The following is a 4930-nucleotide window of genomic DNA, read 5'->3' as shown; positions in this document are numbered from 1 at the left end:
CTTTCAATTCTCTTACATACTCCCGGCAAATGCCGCAAAACTGCCGCAATCCCATATGGTATTTGACACGTTCCCCCGAATCACGTATAATATCCACAGAAACCAAACGATAATCATAGAAAGCGACGGTATCATATATGTGGATTGCAGACGGATGGAAGGATTATGAAGTCATCGACTGTTCAAAGGGGGAAAAGCTGGAGCGCTGGGGAAAATACATCCTTTTGCGTCCGGATCCCCAGGTGATCTGGGATACAGAAAAAACGGCTCCCCAGTGGAAAAAGCTCAACGGTCACTATCACCGCAGCTCCAAGGGCGGCGGTGAATGGGAGTTTTTCCATCTTCCGGAGCAGTGGAGCATAAACTATAAGGAACTGACCTTCCAGCTGAAGCCCTTCAGCTTCAAGCACACGGGACTCTTCCCGGAGCAGGCCGCCAACTGGGACTGGTTCGGAGAAAAAATAAAAAATGCCGGCCGGCCTGTGAAGGTCTTAAACCTCTTTGCCTATACGGGAGGAGCCACCCTGGCGGCCGCAAAGGCCGGGGCCTCTGTGACTCACGTGGACGCCTCCAAGGGAATGGTGGCCTGGGCCAAAGAAAACGCCAGATCCAGTAACCTGGAAAGCGCTCCCATCCGCTGGATCGTGGATGACTGCGTGAAATTCGTGGAGCGGGAGCTCCGCCGGGGCAACCATTACGACGCCATCATCATGGACCCGCCCTCCTACGGCCGTGGTCCCAAGGGGGAGATCTGGAAGATCGAGGATGCCATCTTCCCCCTGGTAAAGCTCTGCGCCGGACTCTTATCGGAAAAACCCCTGTTTTTCCTCATTAACTCCTACACCACCGGCCTGGCTCCCGCCGTGCTCACCTATATGCTGGGCTGTACCGTAAAGCCACGGTTCGGCGGTACGGTGCGTTCCGACGAGATCGGCCTTCCGGTGTCCTCCACAGGCCTCGTACTGCCCTGCGGTGCGTCCGGCCGGTGGGAAGCCTGAGACAGCTAAAGTTATAAAAGATCCATAAAAACAGCCGCGGCAATGTAAAAGCACTGCCGCGGCCGTTATATTTTTATAGAACGTGGTCCGCCTGCCGGGGATCCTCCCCAAGCCCGGGCAAAGCCCTTCTGCCTAAGGCTTTAGAACTTCTTCCAGGTATCCCGGAAGAATAACACCAGCAGAGGGAATATCTCCAGACGCCCTGCCAGCATGTCAAAGATCAGAACGATCTTGGACAGATCGGAAAAGCAGGAGAAATTGCCGATGGGTCCCACCATCTCCAATCCGGGGCCGATGTTGTTGAGGGTGGCTGCCACTGCCGTAAAGCTGGTCACCAGGTCAAAGCCGTCCAGACATACAAACAGCGTGGAGACTGCGAATATCAGCACATACGCCACCATAAAGGCGTTTACGCTCCTTAGCACCTCCTGGCCCACGACCCGACCTTCAAATTTCAGCTTCTTCACCATATGAGGATGGATGATCTGCCCGATCTCTCTGGTCATGGTACGGAACAGGAGCACGATCCTGGAGACCTTGATGCCGCCGCCGGTGCTTCCCGCACAGGCTCCGATGAACATAAGGAGCACCAGGATGGCCCGGGGCACTGCCGGCCACACGTTAAAGTCCACCGTAGAAAATCCCGTAGTGGTTATGATGGAGCCCACCTGGAAGGCCGCATGACGGAAGGCTGTGACCAGGTCAGGGAAGGAATTCCGTATAAACACCGTGATGATCAGCGTCGAAACGGCAATAATTGCCAGGTACCAGCCGGCCTCCTCACAGCGGAGCGCCTCTTTGGGCTTCCTCATATAAAGAAGAAAATATACATTAAAGTTTATGCCGAACAGGATCATAAAGATCGTCACAATGGACTGTATATAAGCGGAATATTCGCCGATGCTGCTGTTTTTTATTCCGAAGCCTCCGGTTCCTGCCGTACCGAAGGTGGTACACAAAGCGTCAAACAGCGGCATGCTCCCCAACAGCAGCAGCGCCAGCTCCAGAAGAGACAGGGCCACATAAAGGCCGTACAGGAGCTTGGCTGTGGACCGCACCTTGGGGACCAGCTTGCTGACCGATGGTCCCGGACTCTCCGCCTTCATCAGGTTCATGGAATAACCGCCGCCGGACATGGGCAGGAGGCATAACAGGAATACCAGAACGCCCATGCCGCCGATCCAGTGGGTAAAGCTCCTCCAGAACAGCATGCACCTGGGCAGGACTTCCACATCCTTTAAGATACTGGCTCCCGTGGTTGTAAAGCCAGATACAGTCTCAAACATGGCGTCTACGATACTGGGGATCACGCCAGAAAACACAAAGGGCAGTGCCCCCATAAGGCTCATAACGATCCAGCTTAGGGCCACTGTCACGCAGCCTTCCTTTGCATAAAACACCTTATTGGCCGGCTGCTTCCGCACCAGAGGCACACCCAGAAGCAGGCAGAGCCCGATGGCGGCTGCAAACGCCCAGATGCTGCGTTCCGAATACAGCACTGCCACCAGGGCAGAGGGAGCCATAAGAGCCGCCTCTATGATAAAGACCCAGCCAATGATGAAAAATATCATGGAATAATTCATGGAGCTTCTCCTTTGCTACTTCAGTATATCCCGGATATCCTGGAGACCCCGGTTAGTGGTCACCACGATCACCGTATCTCCCACCTGGATCTTATTCTGTCCGCGGGGCGTAAGGATCGTTCCATTCCGGTTGATGCAGCAGATCAGAAGATTATCCTTCAGATCCAGATCCATCAGAGGCACATCTGTCACAGCCGAAGCCTCACGGATGGAAAACTCCAGGGCCTCGGCCCGGCCGTCCAGGATATTGTACAGCGTTTCCACGTTGCTGCCGATGGTATTCTGGCAGGCCCGCACATACTGTAAGATATAATCGGCCGTGAGATATTTGGGATATACCACGCTGTCGATGGCAAAGCTGTCGATCACGTCATTAAAAGCGATCTTATTGACCTTGGCCACCAGCTTGGCATTGGAGTGCTTCTTGGCAAACAGGGCCAGGAAAATATTCTCCTCGTCCAGACCGGTGAGGGCTACCATGGAATCGGCATAGGTAAGTCCCTCCTCCAGGAGAAGGTTCTTGTCGCTGCCGTCGCCGTTTATGATATCGGCTCCCGGAAGCATCTCGCTTAAATACTCGCAGCGTTCCTTCCTCTGCTCGATGATCCGCACGCGGAAGCCGATCTTTAGCAGATCCAGGGCCAGGTAGTGGGCAATGGTCCCGCCGCCGATGATCAGGGAATTGCGTACCTTTTTCGAACGCACGCCGATCTTTTCAAAGAACTCCGCCGTCTGCTCCAGGGAGCCTGCGATGGACAGGATATCATTGTCCTGGAGCACAAAGCTTCCGTTGGGGATCACCACCTCCGAATCCCGCTCCACAGCGCAGATCAGTACATCGGTCTTTAACCGGCCCATGAGCTCCATAATGGTCTTTCCGTCAAAGCCCATTTCCGGCTTTATGCGGAAGTGCAAAAGCTCCACGCGGCCCTTGGCAAAGGTATCGATCTTAATGGCTGACGGGAACTTTAGGACCTTTAAGATCTCTCTGGCCGTGGTCAGCTCCGGGTTGATGATCATGGAGATCCCCAGCTGCTCCCTTATGAACCGGATCTCTTTATTATAGAGAGGATTCCTCACACGGGCGATGGTATGGCATTTGGCGTTCTTTTTAGCCATCAGGCAGCAGAGCAGGTTCAGCTCGTCCTCGCCCGTCACCGCAATAAAAAGGTCGGCTGTATCCACACCCGCCTCCTGCTGTACATTAAAACTGGCTCCGTTTCCCACAATTCCCATGGCGTCGTACCGGTTGGAGACCTCTTCCACCTTCTGCTCCGACAGGTCCACCATCACCAGATCATGATCCTCCACACTGAGACGTTCTGCCAGGCTGGTGCCGACTTTTCCGCAGCCAACAATAATAATCTTCATATGCATTCTGTCCTATTCTGAGTTTTTTCTGAGTATTTTTAAGGATTTGTGTTCTATTATACTATTGATCGCAGGAATCCACAAGACCCGCCCGCAAAAACAATGGCGAAACGCGCAAAAAGAACCGCGTCTCCCGTTAAGGAAACGCGGTTCTCCGGTCATTTACGCTGTCACCGAACGGCGTACAGCCTTTTTCATATTCTTATACGGATCCCTGCGGAACAGCATATACAGAAGGAAAAGCAGTATCAGCGCGGCGGCGGCTGTTCCCAGCCCCACCGGTGCTCCCAGTATCACGGAACCCAACTGGTATACGCAGAGACTTACCCCATAAGCAAATACATTCTGATAAAGGACTGCAAACCAGAACCACTTTCTGGACTGCATCTGCTGGGCCATGGTCGCAATGGCGGCAAGGCACGGAGAATCCAGAAGGTTGAACACAAGGAAGGAAAATGCTGCCGCCACATTGGGGAACCAGCTCTGGATGGCTGCTCCCACCACTGCAGTCTCCTCCACCATGGACTCATCCACGTTGGCCAGGACACCCATGGTGGTCACAATGGCCTCTTTGGCGGAAAATCCGGAAATGGAAGCCGCCACCGGCTGCCAGGAGCCAAAGCCCAGCGGCGCGAAGATCCAGGCGATGGCGCCGCCCAGAAGGGCCATAAGGCTGTTGGATACATCTTCCACGGCTCCGAAGCCTCCGTTCTCAAAGCCAAAGGTGGAAAGCACCCACATAACGATGCAGGCCAGGAACAGGATGGTGCCTGCCTTTTTAATAAAGCCCCAGAGTCTTTCCCAGGTGTGCATGAGCACCGTCTTAGCAGACGGGATATGGTATGCCGGAAGCTCCATAACAAAGGGAGCCGCCTCTCCGGAAAACGGTTTCGTCTTTTTTAAGATGATGGCAGACACCAGTACGGCCGCCACTCCGATGAAATACATGAGGGGAGCGATATAACCGGCGGCCTCATA

The 4930-nt window shown here is 54.1% G+C and carries 4 protein-coding genes; 1 reads left to right on the top strand and 3 read right to left on the bottom strand.

All coding sequences use genetic code 11. The annotated features are described in order from the left end of the window. The first annotated feature begins 137 nt into the window (after positions 1-137). Entirely contained in the window at positions 138-998 is an 861-nt protein-coding gene (locus WIH05_RS00260) for a class I SAM-dependent methyltransferase (RefSeq protein ID WP_215653517.1), read from the top strand. A 140-nt stretch (positions 999-1138) separates the two neighbouring features. Here WIH05_RS00260 and WIH05_RS00255 read toward each other — a convergent pair whose 3' ends face one another. From WIH05_RS00255 to WIH05_RS00245, 3 genes are all read right to left on the bottom strand, one after another. Further along, complete coding sequence (locus WIH05_RS00255; protein ID WP_022273397.1) at positions 1139-2581, bottom strand: TrkH family potassium uptake protein; 1443 nt, start codon at positions 2579-2581, stop codon at positions 1139-1141. Positions 2582-2596: 15 nt separating this feature from the next. Next, positions 2597-3952: a Trk system potassium transporter TrkA gene (trkA, locus tag WIH05_RS00250; protein WP_022273396.1), complete on the bottom strand. Its 1356-nt coding sequence runs from the start codon at positions 3950-3952 to the stop codon at positions 2597-2599. 162 nt (positions 3953-4114) lie between these two features. After that, on the bottom strand, positions 4115-4930 hold an 816-nt coding region (locus WIH05_RS00245; RefSeq protein WP_337424801.1), incomplete at its 5' end, for a nucleoside recognition domain-containing protein.

This window comes from Alitiscatomonas sp., from assembly GCF_037242085.1.
Classification (GTDB): Bacteria; Bacillota; Clostridia; order Lachnospirales; family Lachnospiraceae; genus Alitiscatomonas; species Alitiscatomonas aceti.
This window is presented reverse-complemented; position numbering and strand designations above follow the sequence as displayed.